This window comes from Wenyingzhuangia marina, assembly GCF_900130035.1.
GTDB lineage: Bacteria > Bacteroidota > Bacteroidia > Flavobacteriales > Flavobacteriaceae > Wenyingzhuangia > Wenyingzhuangia marina.
Genome location: NZ_FQXQ01000003.1, coordinates 45597 through 66996, shown reverse-complemented (window position 1 = coordinate 66996; position 21400 = coordinate 45597). Strand labels below are relative to the sequence as shown.

Sequence of the window (21400 nt, the reverse complement as noted above, 5' to 3'; positions counted from 1 at the left end):
TTTTTGTTAGAATTTTGCACGAAGTTCTAAAGTGTATCTCTTCATTTGTGGGTATGCACCGAAATCAACCCCATAATTTCCTCCCTCAGGATCACCTCCCCATTTACGTTTTCTCCAAGTGAATAAATTTGTTCCTATTAGTCCTATATCTAAACTTGAAATACCTGTAGTTTTTTTCATAGCGTCTGATTGAATCGTATATCTAAGATTAGCACTTCTTAAACGAAAATACTGACCTTCTATCATTGAAAAACTACTGATTTGATAATTGTACTGCTTTGTTGCTTCAGCATGAACTGAAGGGAATTGAGCATTAGTGTTTGTTGCACTCCAATGATCTGCATGAGCTGTATAAGCATTGTTCTTATTTTCGGTAAAAGGGTATAAATAAAACATCCCCCCTTGCCTCATTGGTGTTTGTACACTACTAATTCCATAAAAATTTAATTCAAGTGATAAATTTTTATAACCACCTCCAATGATACCGTTCCAAGTTACAGCTGGTATAGTAAGACTTTCTGCAACAACTCTATCTTGCCCATCAACAGTACCATCTCCATTAAAATCAAGAAACTTTAAATCTCCAACAATTGGACTAGGTCCTCCTGCTCTTGGCCATAAAAACAATTCATCAAAGTTTTGATAAAAACCTTTATCTACAATACCTGTACCTGGAGTATATGACCCTAACCTTCTAGCAATATCTACCGGCTTCCCTTCTGCTTTAAGGTTAAATGGTACATTTTTAGATTCATCATAATAAACCATTCTATTTTCTTGAGCAGTAAGATTCCCCTTAAATGTGATAAATGAACCGTCATTAAAAGCTTTGTTAAATCCTAACTCAACCTCAAAACCATGACTTTTAGAGGTTCCAATATTAGAACTTATAGTTGGAACACCTGCCCATGCAGGAACTCTTTGTCTAGGTTGAAGTATATCTTCTCTGCGCTCATCAAATAAATCAACATTTAATGTAACTAAATCTCTAAACAAACCAAGTTCAAGTCCTACATTTTGCTTATATGCTTTTTCCCATGTAGCATTTTTTATTGGTAAACTACCTTCATTTATATATCCATAATTTTGACGAGGAAAACCAAAGTTAGTAACTCCACTTTGATTATACTCAGATTGATATAACCATCTTGCAATTCCAACATCACTTCCTACAACACCGTAAGAGTATTTTAGTTTTAACATGTTGACCGTTTCACTAAGATTGTCAAAAAATTCTTCATTAGAAATTACCCATCCAAGTCCACCTGCTGGGAATGTTCCAAAACGAAGTCCTGGTGCAAATTTCTCAGAACCAGTATGAGCTACACTCGCTTCTAAAAAATAACGATCATCATAACTATATGATCCACTACCTACCCAGTTTTCTTCATAATGAGGAAATTGAGCTAAATTTTCAACAAGTGATTCTCTACGACTAAAAAGTCCTAAACCAGAAACGGAATGCTTACCAAATGAACGATTATAAGCTAAAGTACCTTGAATATAATGACTTCTCCATCCCTTAAAAACACTTTCTGTATTATTTACTTGTAATTTTGGTTGTGGCGTATCTAAATTTACACCACCTCCATTATCATATCTTCCCCATTGCTGGGTTACAGGATCTAAATAATATCCGAAATATTGATTTAAATTAAAAACTCTTTCATAAACAACATTTGAATTATAAGAATACAATCCATCAATAGATAACCCTTTTGTAATAAAGTCAAGCTTTTGATTAAATTTGATATCAGCATTAATCTCATTTGACTTATATCTTTTAAATCCTTGAGCACCAATCCAATTCATCTCAACTTCCCCTTGTCCTGGTTTAAGAAAAGGTCTTACACCTGTTTGATTATAGGGTATTGAATTATCTGGATATTGTTGAAGGGCTTCTTCAGGATAATAAGGCAACGAAGTTACTGGCTCATACCATATAGGTTGAGTAAAAGTATCTTCTGGCTTTCCCCATTCTTTAATATTCCCCCCTAAGTTAATAGTCAGTTTTGATGATTTAGACAAATTAAAATCAAGATTGTTCTTGAAATTATATCTTTTACTACCATAATGTGCGTTTTGTTTATCATAGCTATATGGAAAAGCTTCACTATTACCAACTGACCAAATATCACCTTCTTTTAAATAACCTATAGAAGCATAATATTGAACAAAATTGTTACCTCCTCTTGCATTTAAATTATAAGTTTGATCAAAAGCAGGCTTAAAATAATAATCCATCCAATCAAAATCTGGATATAAATAAGGTAAATCTTGATCTCTATAATGATTAAGAACTTCATCAGAAACCATTAAGTCCCAAAGACCATCATTAGCCCATGCTTCATTTCTTAATTTCATTGTTTCATAGGCATTCATATACTCGGGTAAAATAGCAGGAGTTTTCATACTTACAGTAGCAGAAAAATCTAATTCAACCACTCCCTTTTTACCTCTTTTTGTTGTAACAATTATTACTCCATTTGCTCCCTTTACACCATAAACAGCAGTTGCTGACGCATCTTTAAGAATTGAAATAGACTCAATATCATTAGGATCTAAATTTGAGAAAGGTCTCTCAACACCATCAACAATAATTAAAGGAGAATTGCTTCCCATTGATGAATTACCACGAATAGACATTTGTATTGGGTTCGCACCATAATAGTTACCTAGAGCTTCTTCTCCTGGTGTAGGGTCAGTCATAATAACTGTTAAACCAGGTAATCTACCTTGTAAGCTATTCTCTACACTACTACCCATTCTTACAGACATAAGTTTATCTCCACTTATTTTAGAAACAGCCCCTACAATAGATTCTTTCTTTTGTGGCTTACCAAAAGCTACAATTACAACCTCATCTAAAGATTCTGAAGATTCAGCCATTTTTATTTTAAGCGGGGTTTCCTTTCTAACTACGACTTCTCTGGTTTTAAAACCTACATAAGTAAAAACTATAATTTCATTTAAAGGTACCGATATAGAAAACTCACCATCAAATCCCGTGTAAACACCATTACTAGTTCCTTTTTGTAAAACCGTAACCCCAATTAACGGCTCACCATTGTAATCTGTTACCACCCCCGTAATATTTTTTTTCTGTTGAGCAAACATTGCAATACTTAAAAAAAACAGAAAAATAAAGAGTACTCCTTTATGCATAAATCTGCTTTTATGCAGCACTCCTTTCCTACAAGGACTAAAGTTGTTTTTTTTCATAAATCATTGTTTTTTAAAGTTTTTATAATTAGTTAATTTTTGATAAACAAACATTTTATAACAATATTACATCAACATGTTTATTTTTTGTTAACCCTATATTATCTCATAATTGTATTATATTAACAAATACACTTGTCAAAATAACACGAGACAATCAACCCACATAAAAAAAACTGACTTAAAGCAGTTTAACTACTTTCTCTAGAAAAAAAACATGAAAAAACAAGCTGTATAAAAAGGCTACACGGACAAAAAATTAACAATAAAAACAAGGGAGTATCTTAATATATTTATGAGTTTATTTCCTTTAATAATTAATTTCGGAAAGCTCATATTATGTCCACAAAATCAAAAAATAATTATCTGTTTATTAATTAAAAGTGGTTAACATTTACAAACTATATGACAATAAACAACTAAATAAGTACATGCATATAAATTAACTTTATGGGTTTAAAAACTATTAATTAAACATTATATGATACATAAACTCATTACATTATTCTTTTTTTGTTCTGTTTTTGTTTTTGGACAACAAACAGTTCAATCCCCTAACGGAGCTATTGTTGTTTCCGTAAAAGAGAAAAACACTCTACACCTTACCATTGATTATTTAGGAGTAACTCTTGTTAAGGATGTTAACTCAGATTTAATAATAGAAAAAAAAGGATCATTAGTTTCTGCTTCTAAATTTAAAAAGGCTAAAATTTCTTCTGAGAACAAAGTAATTGAAGCAATTATTCCTACTAAAAACAAAATGATTCAAGATTCTTACAATCTACTAACACTTAATTACAATCATTTTAATTTTGAAGTTAGAGTCTACAATAATGGTATAGCTTATAGATATGTAACAAAGTTAGGAAGGAAAGATATTAATATTTCTAACGAAATCTTAGATTTTAATATGACTCCTGAATTTACGTGCTATCTACCCGAGGAAAAAACGTTGATTTCCCATTTTGAAAATTACTTTAAAGCACTTAATCCTAATAATATTTCTAAAGGTACTATAGCCAATTTACCATTACTATTTACAAAAACTAATACACCAAGCATCAGTTTTACTGAATCAAACATTTACGATTATCCTCATTTATTTTTACAAAAAAAAGAGTCTGGATTTAAAAGTATATTTCCAAAAGTTGTTTTATCCACCATAAAAGGAAAACGAGATCGTGCAGAGATCATAGGAACCGAAGCAAATTATATAGCAAAAACATCAGGTAATAGAGCGTTTCCTTGGCGTGTCTTCATGATTTCACCAAAAGATAGTGATATCATATCTAACAACTTAGTATATCAATTAGCCAATCCTTTAAAAATTAAAAATGTTTCATGGATTAAGCCAGGAAAAGTAGCATGGGATTGGTGGAATGCTAACAATATTGATGGGGTTGATTTTGAATCGGGAATTAACACAGAAACTTATAAATATTATATTGATTTTGCTTCTAAATATGGTTTGGAATATATTATTCTTGATGAAGGATGGTCTAAAACTACCCTAAACGTAAAAGAATCAAATCCTAATATTGATATACCAGAATTGGTGGCATATGGGAAAGATAAAGGTGTAGACATTATACTTTGGAGTTTATGGCGTCCGTTAGACGAAGAAATGGATACCATTTTAACTATTTTTAAAAATTGGGGAGTAAAAGGTGTAAAAATTGACTTTATACAAAGAGCCGATCAATATGTGGTTAACTTCTATGAACGTATGGCAAAAAAAGCTGCAGAATATAAAATGCTGGTAGATTATCATGGTGCTTTTAAACCTTCAGGATTAAGAAGAGCTTATCCAAACGTTATAAATTATGAAGGAGTAAAAGGTTTAGAAAACTGTAAATGGGAAGATCAAATAACTTCAGAACATGAGCTAACACTTCCTTTTACAAGAATGACAGCTGGAATCATGGATTTTACACCTGGTGGTCTAGACAATGTTCATAAAGAAAATTTTGCAGCACGTTTAGACAGGCCAATGGTAATGGGAACTAGAGCTCATCAATTAGCTATGTATGTTATTTATGAAGCTCCTCTTCAAATGCTAAGTGACACACCTAGTAATTATTATAGAGAACATGAAACCACAGATTTTATCTCTAAAATACCAACCGTTTGGGAAAAATCTTTAGTCTTAGAAGCTAAAGTTTCAGATTATATCATGATGGCCAGAAAAAATGGAGACACATGGTATATTGGTGCTATGAATGACGAAACACCAAAAGAATTTATTATTGATTTTTCCTTTTTAGATACGGGAAATTATCACATAAGATGGATGAGAGATGGAGTTAACTCTGATAAAATAGCTAGAGATTACAGTATTGAAGAAGATTCTATTAATAACACATCTAAAATGAATATTCGTTTAAACAAATCTGGTGGATGGGTTGCGATTATCACAAAATCAAAAAATTAAATCATCCTAATTAAAAAATACATTATGATACGTACATCAATCATTTATTTATTTGCATTAAGTCTTTTTATAGGCCATGCTCAAAAAAAAGAAACTACAGGATATCCCATTTCCCCTGTTCCATTTACTTCCGTAAATGTAACTGATACCTTTTGGGGGCAACGACTTAAAGCTAGTCGAGTAACAACCATACCTCTTGCTTTTGGAAAATGTGAATCGACAGGGCGTTATGAAAACTTTCTAATGGCAGCAAACCCAAATACGACTAATAAAGTAGAAGGTTTTACATTTGACGATACCGATGTATATAAAACTATTGAGGGTGCTAGTTATTCCATGCAAACTTTTCCAGATGCAAAACTAGACAAGTACATTGACAGCCTTATTACCATTATTGGTAAAGCCCAAGAACCTGACGGATATTTATATACGTTTAGAACCATGAATCCAGAAAACACGCATGATTGGGCAGGTAAAAAGCGTTGGGAAAAAGAAGAAGATTTAAGTCATGAACTTTATAACCTTGGACACATGGTTGAAGGTGCCATAGCACATTATCAAGCAACTGGAAAAAGAAGTTTTCTTGATATTGCCATAAAATTTGCCGATTGTGCCGTAAGAGAAGTTGGAGATCAACCTGGACAAGTAATGGTGGTTCCTGGGCATCAAATTACTGAAATGGCGTTGGCTAAACTTTCTGTAGTTACTGGAAATAAAAAATATCTTGATTTCGCTAAACTAATTTTAGACAAACGTGGTCATACACACATTAAATCGGAATATAGTCAATCTCATAAACCTGTATTAGAACAAGATGAAGCTGTAGGACACGCGGTTCGTGCTGCATATATGTACTCTGGAATGGCAGACGTTGCCGCACTTACTGGCGATAAAGATTATATTCATGCCATTGATAAAATTTGGGATAATATAGTTTCAAAAAAATTATACATCACTGGTGGTATTGGTGCTACTGGTCACGGGGAAGCCTTTGGTAAGAATTACGAATTACCAAACATGTCTGCCTACTGTGAAACTTGTGCTGCTATTGGTAATGTATATTTAAATTATCGTTTGTTCTTGTTACATGGTGATGCTAAGTATTATGATGTTTTAGAGCGTACTTTATACAACGGACTTATTTCTGGTGTCTCTTTAGATGGTGGAAGCTTCTTCTACCCTAATCCACTAGAATCAATTGGTCAACATCAACGTAAAGCTTGGTTTGGTTGTGCTTGTTGCCCATCAAACATTAGCCGTTTTATTCCATCAGTTCCAGGCTATATTTATGCCGTTAACGAATCTGATGTATATGTAAACCTATTTATGGCAAATCAATCAGATTTAAAAGTAAAAGGTAAATCATTAAAAATAACTCAGACGACCAATTACCCTTGGTCTGGTAATGTAAATATTGAAATAACTCCTAAACATAGTCAAAAATTTAATCTTAAGGTTCGTCTTCCTGGATGGTTACAAAATACTGTTGTACCTTCAGATCTTTATAACTATGCTGATAAAAAAGAACTTAGCTTTTCAGTTAAAGTAAACGGAAAAGTAGTCACAAGTACTATTAACAAGGGGTATTTTGATATTAATAGAAAGTGGAAAAAAGAAGATAAAGTAGAAATCAGTTTTGAAATGGAACCTAGAATTGTAAAAGCACATCCTGCTGTTAAAGAAGATCAAGGTAAAGTATCTATTGAACGTGGTCCCATTGTTTATTGTGCAGAATGGCCTGATAATGATTTTGATATTTTTAGTACTATTTTAAGCAAGAAACCTGAGTTTAAAGTAGAAAAGAAAGACGATTTACTTTATGGTATTAACACTATCCAAACCAATGCACAATCTCTAAGTTATGATGATGATGGTAAATTAGTTGTTAAAGATGTAAACCTTAATATGATTCCATATTATTCATGGGCACATCGTGGAAATGGAGACATGGCCGTTTGGTTGCCAATTGATATAAATGCAACACGTCCTACTATAGCCCCAACTATTGCTTCTGAAAGTAAAATAAATGCTTCACACAATACTAAACCTATTGTGGCTATTAATGATGGACTTATTCCTAAAGATGAAAACGATAAAGCTTTACCATATTACCATTGGTGGCCAAAAGAAGGAACTACTGAATGGATTTCCTATGATTTTTCTGAAGCAAAAACAATAAGCCGATCAACGATTTATTGGTATGATGATAAACCTTGGGGGGGATGTAAAGTTCCTGATAGTTGGACCTTATACTATAAAAATGATAATAACGAATGGATTCCTGTAGAAAATACGTCTGATTATGGTACTGTGAAAGGAATTGGAAATGAAGTTAGTTTTAAACCTGTAAAAACAAAAGCTTTAAAGTTAGAAGTAAAATTAGCAGAAAAAAATGCTGCGGGTATATTTGAATGGGAAATTGAGTAAAACTCTTCTATAAAACTAAATACATATATAAAAATGCCTTTGTGAAGATTTCACGAAGGCATTTTTTTATTATCCTAAAATATTGACTTAATTTCTTTGTCTTCTTAATTCATTTGTTATTACAGAAAAAATATTAAAATCCATCCTTATCATAATGGTTTTGCTACAAAAGTTATTTCTATCATAGGTAAGTTTAAAATAATACCTAAACAATCCACATTTAATAGATTCTTTATCTAACAAAGTTTTTATCACTCTTACATATCAACCCTAAAATAACAATAGTTACAGCAAAAACAATATCTATTTAATATCTAAACAAAATCATCATTCAAAAATTGCTGATTAGGATAAATATTATTTTAACATAAGTTTATTTAAAATAAATCTAAATAAATTTTCAGAAACAAAAATACTTTATACTTTTGAACTGTTTTAAATAAATCTAAATAACAATTAAAATGAAAAAATTAATAATCTTATCATTCATCATGTTGATAAGTGTTTTTGCAAATGCTCAAACAGGATCTATATCCGGAAAAGTAGTATCTAAAAATAACCATCCTATTTCTTATGCTAATATCCAACTAAATAAAACAAATTATAAAACTATTACAGATAAAAATGGCTACTTTAAAATAGAAAACATTAAAACTGGAGTATATATATTGAGTATTAAATTTTTAGGATATAAAGAATATACATCAGAAATCATTATAAATTCTAGTAAAACAACCACTCTTTCTGTAATTACTTTAATTGAAAATCAAGAACAATTAAAAGAAGTTGTTTTAGAAGGTCATAAACAAAATAAATTTTTAGCAAAAGAAAGTCAAGTTGTTTCTAAAATGCCTTTAAAAGATATTGAAAATCCACAAGTTTATAACAGCATTTCTAAAACTATACTAGAAGAACAAATTACTACAAATTTTGATGATGCTTTAAAAAACGTTTCTGGAATTGATAAACTGTGGGAATCTACCGGTAGAGGAAGTGATGGTGCAGGATACTTCTCCTTAAGAGGTTTTGCTGTACAACCAACAATGATTAACGGTTTACCTGGTTTAACAAATGGAAGTCCTGATCCTGCCAACATAGAAAGTATTGATGTTATAAAAGGACCTTCGGGAACTTTATTTGGAAGTAGTTTAATATCCTATGGAGGACTAATTAATGTGAATACTAAAAAACCTTATTATAGTACAGGTGGTAATATTTCTTATACAGCAGGTACTTACGGTTTAAACAGAGTTACAGCAGATTATAACACAACAATAAATAAAGAAAAAACCTCAGCAATTAGAATTAATACAGCCTATCATAATCAAAATAGTTTCCAAGATGCTGGATTTAAAAAATCATTTTTCTTTGCTCCTTCTTTTGCATATAAAGCTAACGATAGACTTTCTTTTAACGTCAATACCGAATTCTACAACGGAAAAAACACCAATCAAACCATGTTGTTTTTAGACAGAAGTGCTGCCTTGAGGGTTCACAATATTGATGAATTAAATTATGACAACACCAAGTCCTACACAAGTAATGATTTGTATATAGAAACTCCAACATATAGTTTACAAGGACAAATAAATTACAAAATAAATGATGTTTGGACGTCACAAACTGTAGCTTCTCGTAGCAGTGCTAAATCCGATGGATATTATTCCTATTTATATGAAGTTACCAGCACGGCCGAAACTATTGGAGGTACAGCCATTAACAATGGTATTATATTATCAAGGTACACAAGTAAACAAAATTCAGAAACTATAGGAACTGATATTCAACAAAACTTTATTAGTGATTTTAAAGTTGCCGGTATTAGAAATAGACTAATCATTGGTCTTGATTATTTTAATAAAATGATAATTAACAATAGTACTGGTTATGCCAATCAGGGATTTGCGTATGTTGGAACTAATCCAGACGAATTTCAATCAATGGTTAATAATTTACATGCCTATTTTGGTACTCCTAAAGGTACAGGAACTTATGACTCTGGAGTTTTAACCCAAGCTGGTGCAGATGCAGGAATTGCAACTTTGGCAAATTCAGGAGCCCAATTTAGTCAAACCAAACAAGAAGTTTATAGCGCATATGCTTCTGATGTCATAAATATATTACCTCAACTTTCTGCCATGGCAAGTTTAAGAGTTGATAGATTTTCTAATAATAGTTATCATCAAGTTTCTTTATCTCCTAAATTCGGAATGGTATATCAACCTGTTTTAAACAAAGTATCTTTATTTGCTAACTTTATGGATGGATTTAGTAATCTAGCTCCTGTTGAAGAACTAACTGATGGAGTTCCTTCAAACAAATCTTTAAATCCAGAACATGCAACTCAATTTGAAGTAGGAACAAAATTGAACTTATTTAACGAAAAATTATCTGCAACCTTTAGTTACTATGATATCAATGTTAAAGACAAATCTTTAAGAATTGATGTTGATGCAAATAATTACTACTACTCACAAAACGGAGAACAAAACAGTAAAGGTTTTGAAGCAAGTATCACGGCTAGTCCGATAAGAGGTTTAAATATTATTGCAGGATATAGTTATAACGATAGTAAATTAGTAGAGGGAGATGCTGATTTTAAAGGAAGAAGACCAGAAAGTTCAGGACCAGAAAGCTTAGCAAACTTATGGGCTAGTTATAAATTTAATAAAGGAAAGCTAAATAATTTCGGACTTGGTTTTGGAGGAAACTACGCTAGTGACAACAAAATTTTTAACCGAAATACAGCAGGAACTTTTACTATTCCATCTTATACAATTATCAATAGCTCTTTGTTCTACGATGTAAATGATTTTAGAATTGGTTTAAAATTAGACAACATAACAAACAAATCTTATTACAAAGGTTGGTCTACAATTAGTCCCCAAAACAAAAGACTATTCTCTGTAAACTTTACATATCGTTTCTAAAAATAACATTATGAATCTGATAGCAACTATGTAATCTACATTATTCAATCATAAAAATATCCCTATTAGTCTTTAAAATAACTACTAGGGGTATTTCTAATTATAAAAACAACATGATTTCAATTTTAATCATCCTCCTCTTTTTTACTTTTTATATATTCTATTTCACTACTAAAAGAATTAAAATAGACTCTAGTTTAGGATTTGAAAAAAAGATTCAAACTCATCCATCTCCAGCTAAAAAAAATGGTTTGATGCTTTTAATCACAAGCTTTATCATCTCAATAAATCAACTAGGTTTTTGTGTTGGTATCTTATTTAATATAATTGGTTTTATGACCATTGGCGGATTAATTATTTTATTAACACCATTGCAACTCATCAATTATAAAAATATTAGTATGGTCTTTATTTTGTTTTTTTTAATTGAATGGTTTCAACAAATAACTTCTATATAAAATGCCAGCAAATCCAAAATATTTAACCTCATCCAAATGGCAACGTTTTGCTAAAATATCTGCAGGTATTTTAGGTGGATATTTAGTGTGTATAACTTTTCATTTAGCACTTTGTTATTGGTTTAACCACGTAAACGTAATTATTACAGCAACTTTTACAGGATTTATTCTTTGGGCAACGTTATTAGTACTTGCTTTTTTAGCTAAAAACGGATGGAAAATTTGGGGGATTTACCTTTTAATTTCTCTCATCTTTTCTATCATTATTTACCTGAGTAAACTTTACTTTCCAATTCAATAAAACTATGGATAATAGAAAACACAATATTTTATTTCACACACATACCGTTAGCGGAATTGTAATTAGTGTGGTTTTATACATCATCTTTTTTGCGGGGTCTTTTTCGTTTTTTAGAGATGACATTATTAATTGGGAAAGAAATGAAAGCACAAAAGTTTCCGAAAACATTTCATTTGACATCAACCAAGCAATTGATACGGTTCAGACAACTAAAAATTTATATGGTAGTGATGTAACTTTTGTAAAACACGGGTACGAAAGAAGAGTAAATGTTTCCATTTCTGCAACCAAAGACACTTTGGCGGCAACAGAAAACAAAACTAGAGATTTCTTTTACTTAGATACACAAAACTTTAGCCAACACAATTATATCAGTTCTTACTCATTAGGAGAATTTTTATATAGATTGCATTTTTTAGCGCAAATTAAATATCCTATAGGCTATTATTTAGCGGGCTTTACCGCTTTCTTTTTCTTGTTTGCCATTATTACAGGAGTGTTAATTCATTGGAAAAAAATCATTTCTAATTTTTATGTTTTTAGGCCTTTTGCAAAATTAAAAGCGATGTGGACAGATGCTCATACTGCTTTAGGAATGATAGGTTTGCCTTTTCAATTTGTTTATGCCGTTACAGGAGCTTTTTTTATGATTAAATTACTTTTGGTAGCTCCCAACGTCATGGTTATTTACAATGGTAATCAACAAGAATTGTATAAAGATTTGGGCTATACTCCCACCGATTACACTTTTCATCAACAAAAAAGAGAAAAAGTAGTAGATTACAACCTCTATTTAAAAGAGCTAGAGAAAGAATGGCCTTCTTTTAATGTTACTAAAATATTGATTCAAAATTTTGGAGACACAAACGAGCATATCACTTTTGAAGGACATTCAGATAGAAGTTTAAAATTTAATGGTTTTGGAAAAATCACCTACAAAGCAACCAATCATAAAGTTATATATCAGAAAAAACCAGAAGAAACAACTTCTTATTTAGAAAGTGTAAAAAACATTCTTTACAGAATTCACTTTGGTGATTATGGTGGTTATCTATTAAAAATTATTAGTTTTTTACTAGGAATCACTTCTTGTTTTGTAATTATTTCTGGAGTGATGATTTGGTTGGTTGCCAGAGATAAAAAGAATGTGCCCGAAAAAAGAAAGCGTTTTAATAAAAAAGTAGTTATTGTTTACTTAGCTATTTGTTTAAGCATGTATCCTATTACAGCTTTGTCTTTTATTGCTGTAAAAGTATTTGCTACACAAATGAGTCAATCTTTTATTTATGCTTTTTATTTTATAGGATGGCTACTATTTACTTTATTTTTCATCGTAAAAAAAGATATTTACTTTACTAATAAATGGACGCTAAAACTAGGAAGTTATATAGGTTTATGTATTCCTATTGTAAATGGTATTTGTACAGGAAATTGGTTTTGGAATACATTACAAAATCAACAATATCAATTATTTTTTATTGATGTTTTTTGGATTTGTTTATCGCTTACCACACTTTGGGTTGGCAGCAAATTAAAGAAATAAAAAAAGGCGATATCAAATGATATCGCCTTTTTAATTATTGATTCATTTCCATGCTGTGGTCGTATTGACAACATCCTGGTAATTTTTCATATGAAGCATCATTACTCGCTACATTTTCTGTATCGTACCCAGACTCAGCAATAGCTTTCTCAATAGCTGCTTGGTTGGTTTTTGTCTTATCATAACTTACTTCAATTTTTTTATTTTCAACACTCCAATCCGCTGTTACTACACCTTCAACATCTTTAGCAGCAGTTTCTATAGTATGTTTACACATGCCACAATTACCACGTACTCCAACATTCATACTTGTTGTATTTTCATTCACTACAACCGCTTTTTTTTCTGATTTACTTCCACAACTTACTACTGTCATCAAGCCTATAAACAAAGCACTTAAAACTAATTTTCTCATTTTCTATTTTTATTTAAAAGTTATACATTTTTATTTAATGATTCATATGCATTTCAAGGGAATTTGAATCGTGATTCATCATCGATTTTTTTCCTTGTAATTGTGCAGCAGCATCTACGGTAAAAGTTCCTTTGCTTACAATTTCTTCACCTTTCTCCAATCCCTCTAAAATAACATAATAGTTCCCCATTTTGCTACCCAAAGTGACCTCTCGTAATTCAAAAACAGGAGCTTCTTTTTCCGATTTTATATATACTACAGATCTTTTTCCGGTCCACAGCACAGCTGTTTCTGGAACTTGTAGTTGATAAGATATTTCTATATGATTCTCAACCATTCCTTCAACAAACATTCCAGGTTTTAATAATTGATTTTTATTATCCAACACCACTCTTAAATTTACTGTTCTAGTTTGTTCATCTAGAATAGGATCTATAAAATCAACCTTTCCTTTTATTGTTTTTCCTTGAATTACATTGGTAGTAACATCAATTTCTTGACCAACTTTAAACAAAGACAGTTGATTTTCATACACATCAAAATTGGCCCAAACCGTACTTAAATTTGATACTTTTAATATAGGTTTCCCCATCATGATATGTGCTCCCAAATCAACCGAAATTTCAGTAATTACTCCAGACACATGAGCATAAATTTTTAAATTGGTTTTTACTTGTCCACTCTTTTCAATTTCATCTAACTGATGCGTATGTATCTGCCAATTTTTAAATTTATTTCTTACTGCATTGTACAATAATGGTTGATTCTTTTTGGTTTTAGCTGCAATGATTAATTCTTGTTGAGCAGTAATTAATTCTGGAGAATATACCTCTGCAATAGGTTGACCTTTGGTGACTCTTTGTCCTAATGAGGTAACGTATAACTTTTCTATACGTCCATCAAAATGAGCAGATTGTGTGGCTGTATGGTCTTTGTTTTCTGAAATCAATCCAGACAAAACTATATTGTTCTCCTCTTTTTGGCTCTCTCCAACCACAATAGTTTCAACGTCCGCCAAAGCCATGGCATTTTTAGTCATTGTAAACTGATTAGGATTTATTGCTTTCTCCTCTTCATCATTAACAGTTATTGGAATTAAATCCATACCACAAATAGGACAATCTCCGGGTTCAGGTTTCATCACACTTGGATGCATAGAACAAGTCCACATTTGATGTTTTTGTTCTTCTGAATGATGTTCATGATTTTCGATATTATTAGATTTTCCAAACAACAACCAACCTAATAAAAAACCTAAAATCAACAAACCTGAATAGGTTATGTATTTTTTCATAATCATCTTTTTTTATACAAAAAACATAGCAAAAGCCATGATTAACATAATGGTGTTTTCTATAAAAGTTGCCTCTGTCATAGGCAAATTTAAAGCGGTTCCTAAGCAAGCACATTTAATAGATTTTTTATCTAGTAAGGTTTTTACTACTCCAAAAGTAGTGGCTCCTAAAACAATAATGGTTATCAAAAGAGCGATGTCAATTTGATATGTAAATAAAAACATCAATCCTAAAATGGTTTCCAGAAAAGGATATATCCAACCATAAATTGCAATTCTTTTAGCTATAGGATCGTACATCTTAAAAGAGTCTGGAAAACCTTTTAAATCTAAAAACTTAAAAAAACTAAAGACTATATAAAACAAGCCCATGTAATTTAGCATTACATCGTTTATATTCCACTCTTTATATTTTATTAAATTACTGGCTACGGCAATGTAAAACAGAATTAAAAACAAAGGTTTTAACTGCTGCCATTTGCTTTTTTCCTCAGAAACATTCATTGTTTTTATATTGGGAGTCTCTTTTTCTGTAATGGTATATTTATCAGGAAGTGCATTTTGAATAGCCTGCACAGAAAATAATGTTTCAGAATCAATACTAACTTCTCCTTTTTCAAGGTTGGCTTTGGCATTATTTATACCATTAATTTTATTTAACTTTTCTTCTACACCTGCAACACAACCGTTACATGTCATTCCTTTTATTTGATATGTATGTTTCATCTATTTTAATTTTATAATACAAAATTATACATCAACTCGCTACTCTTTTATCATCATTCTGGTGAATATTTATATAATTTTGTCAAAATCCTTCCTGTTCCATTGCTTTGAGTTTTTATATTCACTCATAGACATTCCTGTTACTGATTTGAATTGCTTTGCCAAATGACTACTAGATTTATAATCTAAACTATAAGCAATTTCCGAAAAGTTTAAATCGCTCAACTGCAAATATTCTTTGGCTTTTTCTATTTTTAAATGGATGAAAAACTTTTCTATCGTCATCCCCATTTTTTTACTGAATAACTTACTTACCCAAGAATAATCTTTATGAAGTTTTAAAGCAATCTCTTCAGATAAATTGGTATCTATTCCTTTATCTAGTCGTTCTATTAGAATAGCTTTTACTTGTTCTATCAATAAATCTGATTCTTCTTTTACCAATTCAAAACCATTTACTTTAATGGCATTTTCTATTTGGGCTAAAACTGAACTTTCCACCTCATCAATCACAATTTCTCCTAATTCAAGACGATGAATATTGATTCCTAATTTCTCAATTTCATTCTTTAAGGTCGATTTACAACGATCACAAACCATGTTTTTTATGTAAAGATGTTTTTTCATTTTTTAACGCTTAAATAATCAATGGTCGTTTGTGCCATAAAATACTTTCTCAAAGCTTCTATTTGATTCATTTGAAACTTTAATTGCAATTCTTGTAAATCTAAAACCTCATAAAAATCAATATTTTCGGTTTCGTATTTTTTGATAAGAATTTCTTCAGCATTTTTAGTTTTAATAATGTTTTCTACTTGCATTTTATAATTAATTCTAGCCGATGCTTTTTCATGTACGGCCTTACTCAACAAGGTTTCTAACTCATTTTGTCGCTCTTTTTTCTGAGATATAATTTCTTGTTGAGCCAACTCATTCTGCTTGGTTTTAGAATTGTATTTTTTATTAAAAATGGGAATTGAAACGGTTAGCATAGGCATCAAAATATCTTTTCCATTGTCCGCTAAAGTCATATTAGGTCTTTCTGTAACCGATATATAATCTAAGCCAACACCAATCATAGGAGCTTTATCTTTTTGATTCAACAATTCTGATTTTTCCACAGAAGCATACATTTTATCAAACTTAATCAACTCTGGATGAATACTTAAAGAATCTAACACATCCATTTCTTCTTTTGGAATAAATAAAGTATCAACAACTGAAATTCCATCAGGGTGATTTCTGTTGAGCAATTTGGAAAAAACTGTTTTTTCCGATGCAAAAGTTTCTAACAAATCTTGTTTTAAAGCCAACAATTCATTTTCTCTCATCTGAATTCTCAGTACTTGTACCATTGTTGCTTTTCCAGATTCTACCGAAGCCAAAGCCATGGTTTCATACACTTTTAAAAGTTCTAAATTTTCATCAACAATGCTATTTTTTTCTTTAAGCGTATATAAATTATAATAAGATTGATGTATTTCTGATGCCAATTTTCTTTTGGCGATGGCAATATCTTCATAAGAAACAGCTGCTAAAGCATTTGCATAATGTTCTCTAGAAGTAATGGTTCCAAACCAAGGAAACATTTGCTTTGCCGACAGTTTAAAATCTTGTTCTCCTACCCTAGTTTCTGGCTTGCTCACAAAATATCCTAAACCAAATTCTGTGTTTGGAATACTGTTAACTTCATTAGTTTTTTCTTGCATCAACTCATGCTTCAATTCAAACTTCTGAATGGTTGGATTGTTTTCTAAAGCCTCTGAAATATATGATTGTAAATCTTGTCCACTTGCGAGGTGAAAAGTGAAAAACAAAATAATAGCTATATTTTTCATTTTAACATTTTTTTTAGTTGAACTTCTTTTCTCCAGCTAAACAAAACTGGCACAATAAAATAAGAGGTGATGTCTATAATCATTCCTCCAAAACTTGGAATGGCCATAGGAATCATAATATCACTTCCACGACCTGTAGAAGTCAATACGGGTAACAATGCCAAAATAGTTGTCACCGTAGTCATCAAACAAGGTCTAATTCTTTTTTCTGCAGCAAACTTAGCAGATGCTCTAATTTCTTGAACCGTAGTCGGATTGTTTTTATCAAACGTTTGGGTTAAATAAGTAGCCATCACCACACCATCATCAGTTGCAATTCCAAACAAAGCAATAAAACCTACCCAAACCGCCACACTTAAATTGATGGTTTTCATGTTGAACAAATCACGAATGTTTTCACCAAAAAAGCTGAAATTTAAAAACCAATCTTGTCCGTACAACCAAAGCATAATAAATCCTCCTGCAAAAGCTACCGTAATTCCTGTAAACACCATTAAAGAAGTTGCTACAGACTTAAACTGAAAATACAGAATTAAGAAAATAATGAATAAAGCCAAAGGCACTACAAAAGACAAGGTTTTTTCTGCCCTTAATTGATTTTCATACGTTCCCGTAAACTGATAACTAATTCCCTTAGGAATGGTTAAACTTCTTGTATCTATTTTTTGTTGAATCAAATTCTGAGCATTTTCTACCACATTAGTTTCTGCAAAACCATCTTGTTTATCAAACAACACATAGCCTACTAAAAAAGTATCTTCACTTTTAATCACTTGTGGTCCTTGCTCATATTTTATATTTGCCAATTCGCTCAACGGAACTGGTTTTCCACTCGCCACAGGAATGTAAATATTTTTTAACTCTTCTGGATTTGATCTTAGTTCTCTAGGATATCTAACTCTTACTCCATAACGTTCTCTACCTTCAACTATCTGAGTAATTTGCATTCCACCAACAGCTACTTCTAAAATCTCTTGAACTTCATTTATTGACACTCCATAACGAGCAATTTTTTCTCTATCAATATCTATCAATAAATATGGTTTCCCTACAATTCTATCGGCAAAAACAGCTTCTTTTTTTACACCTTCAGCTTCTTTTAAAATTGTTTCTAATTTTTCTCCAAAAGCTTGAATTTCTTTTAAACTATTCCCTTTTACCTTAATTCCCATAGGAGCTCTCATTCCTGTTTGTAACATCACCAAACGAGTTTCTATTGGTTGTAATTTAGGAGCAGAGGTTATCCCCGGTAATTTGGTCACCTTTACGATTTCATTCCAGATATCATCTGGAGATTTGATATGCGTTCTCCAATTTCTATAAAACGCTCCATCTTCATCAGGAATCAATTCATTTTCATCTACAAAAGATGCATATTTTGAACTGTGGATATCTTTAAACTTTTCACTTCCGTCCGTAGCTAATCGCCCATTTTTTAAGACAAACAAATTATGTTCATCAACCTTATATTTCTGACTTTTCCCTTGACTATTTAATTGATATTCTGATTTGTATTGAATGATATTTTCATACATAGACAAAGGAGCGGGATCTAAAGAAGACTCTGTTCTCCCTGCTTTTCCTACCACCGTTTCAATTTCTGGAATACTGGCAACCGCCATATCTAACTGCTGTAAAACACGTTTATTTTCCTCAACACCTGCATGAGCCATTGACGTGGGCATCAATAAAAAAGATCCTTCATTTAGAGAGGGCATAAATTCTTTTCCTGTGTTTTTTAGAATCAAAAATCCACAAATAACAATAGTTGTTGGAATACTTAAAAACAACAGTTTATGATGCAAAGCCCAAGTTAAAATAAGACTGTAATATTTTCTTAACAAAGCAAAAACACCTAAAATTCCAAAACAAAGAATAGCAACAAAGAAAAAGTTTAGAACTAAATTTTTATCAACTCCCAAAGGCCTCCAAAATTCCGTTAATAAAACCACAATTGTAATGCTAATCAAATACAGATGTAGTTTACTCATTAGGTTTGTGCTTATTTTATTAAACAAATTCAATAAAGTAATAATGGCAAACCCTATTAAAGCAAATCCTAAATAATGTCCGTAAACTACACCTACCAAGCCAAGAAGTAACAATAAAAACTGTATGCTTTTTTGAGCCTTCTTTTTGATAGCTGTTTTTTTAAATAGATAGGCTGCAAATGGCGGAATAAAAAACAAGGCTACAATTAACGAAGCTATTAGTGCAAAAGTTTTTGTAAATGCCAAAGGTCTAAACAATTTTCCTTCAGCACCTATCATGGTAAATACTGGAATAAAACTTATAACAGTAGTTAAAACTGCTGTAACAATAGCTCCTGATATTTCTGTGGTGGCATTGTACACTATAGTGTTGATGGGTGTTTTTCGATGGTCGATATTCGATAATCGGTTTTCACTTTCAACTTTCCACTTTTCCTTTTCTTCATCTAAATGCCTAATAATATTTTCGGACAAAATCACTCCAACATCTACCATCGTTCCAATAGCAATGGCAATTCCTGACAAAGCCACAATATTGGCATCCACCCCAAACATTTTCATGGCCACAAAAACCATCAAAACAGCTACAGGTAACAATCCTGAAATTAAAATAGAAGCTCTTAAATTGTTTACCATCACCACAATCACCAAAATGGTAATCAAAATTTCTAAGGTCAGAGCTTCATTTAGAGTCCCTAAAGTTTCCTTAATTAATTCTGAACGATCATAAAAAGGCACAATAGTTAGCTGAGAAGTTCTTCCATCTTTTAATACTTTTGAAGGCAATCCTTTACTTAGCTCTTTAATTTTTTCTTTGGTGTTGTTAATCACTTCTAGCGGATTGGCACCATAACGAGCTACCACCACACCACCTACAACCTCAGCACCTTCTTTGTCTAAAATTCCTCTACGAACAGCTGGTCCTAAATGAACTTTAGCAATATCCTTTACTCTAATCGATTTAAAATCTTTAGAAGTGACCACTGCATTTTCTATATCACTAATCGATTTTACATAGCCCAAACCACGAACCAAATATTCAACCTTATTAATTTCTAAAGTTTGCGCTCCAATATCTTTATTACTTTGTTTAACCGCTTTTACGACTGCTTGCAAATTAATATTGTATTGTCTTAATAATTCTGGTTGTACATCAATTTGATATTCTTGTACATAGCCACCAATAGATGCGACTTCTGAAACACCACTTGCTGATGACAAAGCATATTTTACATAGTAATCCTGTGTGGTGCGGAGTTCTTGTAAATCCCAACCTCCGGTGACATTTCCATCTTTATCTCTACCTTCTAAAGTGTACCAAAATACTTGTCCCAATCCTGTAGCATCAGGACCTAAAGCGGGATTTACTTCATTAGGTAACAATCCACTTGGTAAAGAATTTAATTTTTCTAAAATTCGACTTCTACTCCAATAAAATTCAACATCCTCATCAAAAATAATATAGATACTAGAAAAGCCAAACATAGACGAACTTCGAATGGTTTTTACTCCCGGAATCCCCAATAAAGAAGAAGTTAAAGGATAGGTAATTTGATCCTCGATATCTTGAGGAGACCTTCCATCCCATTTGGTAAATACAATTTGTTGATTTTCACCAATATCTGGAATGGCATCAACCGCTACAGGATTGCTTGGTAAGATTTTAGTATCCCAACCGAAAGGAGCATTGATGATTCCCCAACCTACAAATAGTAGTAGCAACAAAAGTGCTACTAATTTGTTTTCTATTAAAAATTTGATGCTTTTATGCAACATGATTTTTTGATTTTATTCATTAGAAACTAGTGCAAAACGCACAAATAA

General features: G+C 31.4%; 13 protein-coding genes. 6 read left to right on the top strand and 7 right to left on the bottom strand.

Annotation, left to right across the window (positions count from 1 at the left end; all coding sequences use genetic code 11):
• Positions 1–6: 6 nt before the first annotated feature.
• On the bottom strand, positions 7–3222 hold the full coding sequence (locus tag BUB70_RS07200) for a SusC/RagA family TonB-linked outer membrane protein (RefSeq protein ID WP_084730217.1): 3216 nt from the start codon (positions 3220–3222) through the stop codon (positions 7–9).
• A gap of 481 nt (positions 3223–3703) precedes the next feature.
• On the opposite strand from BUB70_RS07200, the gene BUB70_RS07195 reads away from it, so the two are divergent.
• The 6 genes from BUB70_RS07195 (at position 3704) to BUB70_RS07170 (ending at position 13312) form a co-directional block, all read left to right on the top strand.
• Positions 3704–5653 carry a glycoside hydrolase family 97 protein gene (locus BUB70_RS07195; RefSeq protein ID WP_084730216.1) on the top strand — a complete coding sequence of 650 codons (1950 nt, stop codon included), beginning with the start codon at positions 3704–3706 and terminating at the stop codon, positions 5651–5653.
• 24 nt (positions 5654–5677) lie between these two features.
• A complete protein-coding gene (locus BUB70_RS07190) occupies positions 5678–8080 on the top strand; it encodes a glycoside hydrolase family 127 protein (RefSeq protein WP_073119988.1) in 2403 nt (800 codons plus the stop codon).
• A gap of 461 nt (positions 8081–8541) precedes the next feature.
• Positions 8542–11010: a TonB-dependent receptor gene (locus BUB70_RS07185; protein ID WP_073119986.1), complete on the top strand. Its 2469-nt coding sequence runs from the start codon at positions 8542–8544 to the stop codon at positions 11008–11010.
• A gap of 113 nt (positions 11011–11123) precedes the next feature.
• The gene (locus tag BUB70_RS07180; protein WP_073119983.1) at positions 11124–11468 is read left to right on the top strand and encodes a hypothetical protein; all 345 of its coding nucleotides are present in this window, start codon (positions 11124–11126) and stop codon (positions 11466–11468) included.
• Between the two features lies 1 nt (position 11469).
• On the top strand, positions 11470–11769 hold the full coding sequence (locus BUB70_RS07175; protein WP_073119980.1) for a hypothetical protein: 300 nt from the start codon (positions 11470–11472) through the stop codon (positions 11767–11769).
• 4 nt (positions 11770–11773) lie between these two features.
• Positions 11774–13312: a PepSY-associated TM helix domain-containing protein gene (locus tag BUB70_RS07170; RefSeq protein WP_073119975.1), complete on the top strand. Its 1539-nt coding sequence runs from the start codon at positions 11774–11776 to the stop codon at positions 13310–13312.
• A gap of 34 nt (positions 13313–13346) precedes the next feature.
• Here BUB70_RS07170 and BUB70_RS07165 read toward each other — a convergent pair whose 3' ends face one another.
• The 6 genes from BUB70_RS07165 to BUB70_RS07140 all read right to left on the bottom strand — a co-directional run bounded on the left by BUB70_RS07165 (position 13347) and on the right by BUB70_RS07140 (position 21352).
• Positions 13347–13727 carry a heavy-metal-associated domain-containing protein gene (locus BUB70_RS07165; RefSeq protein ID WP_073119973.1) on the bottom strand — a complete coding sequence of 127 codons (381 nt, stop codon included), beginning with the start codon at positions 13725–13727 and terminating at the stop codon, positions 13347–13349.
• Between the two features lie 34 nt (positions 13728–13761).
• On the bottom strand, positions 13762–15021 hold the full coding sequence (locus BUB70_RS07160; RefSeq protein WP_073120892.1) for an efflux RND transporter periplasmic adaptor subunit: 1260 nt from the start codon (positions 15019–15021) through the stop codon (positions 13762–13764).
• A gap of 12 nt (positions 15022–15033) precedes the next feature.
• Entirely contained in the window at positions 15034–15747 is a 714-nt protein-coding gene (locus tag BUB70_RS07155; RefSeq protein WP_073119970.1) for a heavy metal translocating P-type ATPase, read from the bottom strand.
• A 69-nt stretch (positions 15748–15816) separates the two neighbouring features.
• Positions 15817–16374 (bottom strand): helix-turn-helix domain-containing protein, encoded by a 558-nt coding sequence (locus tag BUB70_RS07150; protein ID WP_073119967.1) that lies wholly within the window; start codon positions 16372–16374, stop codon positions 15817–15819.
• A complete protein-coding gene (locus BUB70_RS07145) occupies positions 16371–17585 on the bottom strand; it encodes a TolC family protein (RefSeq protein WP_073119965.1) in 1215 nt (404 codons plus the stop codon). The genes BUB70_RS07150 and BUB70_RS07145 overlap by 4 nt, the downstream gene beginning before the upstream one ends.
• Positions 17582–21352: an efflux RND transporter permease subunit gene (locus BUB70_RS07140; RefSeq protein ID WP_073119962.1), complete on the bottom strand. Its 3771-nt coding sequence runs from the start codon at positions 21350–21352 to the stop codon at positions 17582–17584. The genes BUB70_RS07145 and BUB70_RS07140 overlap by 4 nt, the downstream gene beginning before the upstream one ends.
• Positions 21353–21400 lie beyond the last annotated feature (48 nt).

Excerpts from the sequence above, each read along its gene's own strand:
- BUB70_RS07200 (WP_084730217.1), bottom strand. The coding sequence starts at position 3,222 with ATGAAAAAAAACAACTTTAGTCCTTGTAGGAAAGGAGTGCTGCATAAA.
- BUB70_RS07195 (WP_084730216.1), top strand. The coding sequence starts at position 3,704 with ATGATACATAAACTCATTACATTATTCTTTTTTTGTTCTGTTTTTGTT.
- BUB70_RS07190 (WP_073119988.1), top strand. The coding sequence starts at position 5,678 with ATGATACGTACATCAATCATTTATTTATTTGCATTAAGTCTTTTTATA.
- BUB70_RS07185 (WP_073119986.1), top strand. The coding sequence starts at position 8,542 with ATGAAAAAATTAATAATCTTATCATTCATCATGTTGATAAGTGTTTTT.
- BUB70_RS07180 (WP_073119983.1), top strand. The coding sequence starts at position 11,124 with ATGATTTCAATTTTAATCATCCTCCTCTTTTTTACTTTTTATATATTC.
- BUB70_RS07175 (WP_073119980.1), top strand. The coding sequence starts at position 11,470 with ATGCCAGCAAATCCAAAATATTTAACCTCATCCAAATGGCAACGTTTT.
- BUB70_RS07170 (WP_073119975.1), top strand. The coding sequence starts at position 11,774 with ATGGATAATAGAAAACACAATATTTTATTTCACACACATACCGTTAGC.
- BUB70_RS07165 (WP_073119973.1), bottom strand. The coding sequence starts at position 13,727 with ATGAGAAAATTAGTTTTAAGTGCTTTGTTTATAGGCTTGATGACAGTA.
- BUB70_RS07160 (WP_073120892.1), bottom strand. The coding sequence starts at position 15,021 with ATGAAAAAATACATAACCTATTCAGGTTTGTTGATTTTAGGTTTTTTA.
- BUB70_RS07155 (WP_073119970.1), bottom strand. The coding sequence starts at position 15,747 with ATGAAACATACATATCAAATAAAAGGAATGACATGTAACGGTTGTGTT.
- BUB70_RS07150 (WP_073119967.1), bottom strand. The coding sequence starts at position 16,374 with ATGAAAAAACATCTTTACATAAAAAACATGGTTTGTGATCGTTGTAAA.
- BUB70_RS07145 (WP_073119965.1), bottom strand. The coding sequence starts at position 17,585 with ATGAAAAATATAGCTATTATTTTGTTTTTCACTTTTCACCTCGCAAGT.
- BUB70_RS07140 (WP_073119962.1), bottom strand. The coding sequence starts at position 21,352 with ATGTTGCATAAAAGCATCAAATTTTTAATAGAAAACAAATTAGTAGCA.